We start from the raw sequence: 2,500 nt of genomic DNA on the forward strand, positions 1-2,500 counted from the left end.
ATTTGGTTGCGGGGGCAGGATTTGAACCTGCGGCCTTCAGGTTATGAGCCTGACGAGCTACCGGGCTGCTCCACCCCGCGCCATCCGGGTTTTGCGAAGCAAAATCCCGTTTATCCGGTCCGGGTTTTGCCGGAGGCAAAATCCCGTTGATTGTCTGATCTCATCGATCTTTGGTCTAGCAAAACAAAAGGGCCGCTTGAGGGCGGCCCGTGTTCGGCTGGGCCGAGGGATGAAGAGAAGGTGATCTTTTTTCCGGATTTTATCTTGCGATTTGCAGACCTGGCAGCGACCTACTCTCCCGCGTCTTAAGACGAAGTACCATCGGCGCTGGGGCGTTTCACGGCCGTGTTCGGAATGGGAACGGGTGCAGCCACCCCGCCAGAACCACCAGGTCGGCAAAGCGCAAGATTTGCGCCAGCGAAGCGCAAACCGGATGAGAAGCTGGTGAGATGGTGATGCCACCTCGTTTTGTTTTGAACACGTCGTTCATCTTCGATGAACACAAGCAATGGGAACGATCAAGCCAATCGAACGATTAGTACTGGTAAGCTTCATGCGTTGCCGCACTTCCACACCCAGCCTATCAACGTGGTCGTCTTCCACGGTTCTCAAGGGAATACTCGTTTTCAGGTTGGTTTCCCGCTTAGATGCCTTCAGCGGTTATCCATTCCATATATAGCTACCCTGCTATGCCCTTGGCAGGACAACAGGTCCACCAGAGATATGTCCATCCCGGTCCTCTCGTACTAGGGACAGATCCTGTCAATATTCCTACACCCACGGCAGATAGGGACCGAACTGTCTCACGACGTTCTGAACCCAGCTCACGTACCGCTTTAATTGGCGAACAGCCAAACCCTTGGGACCTGCTCCAGCCCCAGGATGCGATGAGCCGACATCGAGGTGCCAAACAACCCCGTCGATATGGACTCTTGGGGGTCATCAGCCTGTTATCCCCGGCGTACCTTTTATCCGTTGAGCGATGGCCCTTCCACGCGGGACCACCGGATCACTATGACCGACTTTCGTCTCTGCTCGACTTGTCAGTCTCGCAGTCAGGCGGGCTTATGCCATTGCACTCGACGACCGATTTCCGACCGGTCTGAGCCCACCATCGCGCGCCTCCGTTACTCTTTCGGAGGCGACCGCCCCAGTCAAACTACCCACCATACACTGTCCCGGATCCGGATAACGGACCGCGGTTAGACATCCATGACGATAAGGGTGGTATTTCAAGGATGGCTCCACAAGAACTGGCGTCCCTGCTTCAAAGCCTACCACCTATCCTACACATGCCGACACGAATGCCAGTGTAAAGCTATAGTAAAGGTGCACGGGGTCTTTCCGTCTGACCGCAGGAACCCCGCATCTTCACGGGGAATTCAATTTCACTGAGTCTATGCTGGAGACAGCGGGGAAGTCGTTACGCCATTCGTGCAGGTCGGAACTTACCCGACAAGGAATTTCGCTACCTTAGGACCGTTATAGTTACGGCCGCCGTTTACTGGGGCTTCGATTCAGAGCTTGCACCCCTCCTCTTAACCTTCCAGCACCGGGCAGGCGTCAGACCCTATACGTCGTCTTGCGACTTCGCAGAGCCCTGTGTTTTTGATAAACAGTCGCTACCCCCTGGTCTGTGCCACCCCAAAAGACTTGCGTCCTTTGGGGTCACGCTTCTTCCGAAGTTACGCGTGCAATTTGCCGAGTTCCTTCAGCATAGTTCTCTCAAGCGCCTTGGTATACTCTACCTGACCACCTGTGTCGGTTTCGGGTACGGTCTATACGGTGGAGCTATTTCCTGGAACCGCGTCCCCGCCCACACAATCCAATAAGTGTGAACAAGTTAAGCGATCCGTCACTACCACCAGGCCCACGAATATTAACGTGGTTCCCATCGACTACGCGTGTCCGCCTCGTCTTAGGGGCCGGCTAACCCTGCTCAGATTAACTTTAAGCAGGAACCCTTGGTCTTTCGGCGAGAGGGTCTCTCACCCTCTTTATCGTTACTCATGTCAACATTCGCACTTCCGATACCTCCAGGACCCCTCACGGGTATCCCTTCACAGGCTTACGGAACGCTCCGCTACCACGTATCTTGCGATACATCCTCAGCTTCGGTGCATGGCTTTAGCCCCGTTACATTTTCGGCGCAAAGACCCTTATTTAGACCAGTGAGCTGTTACGCTTTCTTTAAATGATGGCTGCTTCTAAGCCAACATCCTGGTTGTTTTGGGATCCTCACATCCTTTCCCACTTAGCCATGACTTGGGGACCTTAGCTGGAGGTCAGGGTTGTTGCCCTTTTCACGACGGACGTTAGCACCCGCCGTGTGTCTGCCGACTAGTACTCCTCGGTATTCGGAGTTTGGTTAGGATCAGTAAGACGGTGAGTCCCCATAGCCCATCCAGTGCTCTACCCCCGAGGGTATTCGGTCGACGCTCTACCTAAATAGATTTCGCGGAGAACCAGCTATTTCCGAGTTTGATTGGCCTTTCACCCC

General features: G+C 54.3%; 1 tRNA gene and 2 rRNA genes (1 of these 3 cut by a window edge). All 3 read right to left on the minus strand.

Annotation, left to right across the window (positions count from 1 at the left end):
• Positions 1-3: 3 nt before the first annotated feature.
• Positions 4-80 (minus strand) — tRNA-Met (locus tag C1A35_RS35465).
• A gap of 197 nt (positions 81-277) precedes the next feature.
• Positions 278-392, minus strand: a 5S ribosomal RNA gene (gene rrf, locus C1A35_RS35470).
• 122 nt (positions 393-514) lie between these two features.
• Positions 515-2,500, minus strand: a 23S ribosomal RNA gene (locus tag C1A35_RS35475); it runs 810 nt beyond the window's last position.

It is taken from the genome of Ensifer adhaerens (genome assembly GCF_002940685.1).
Classification (GTDB): Bacteria; Pseudomonadota; Alphaproteobacteria; order Rhizobiales; family Rhizobiaceae; genus Ensifer; species Ensifer adhaerens_E.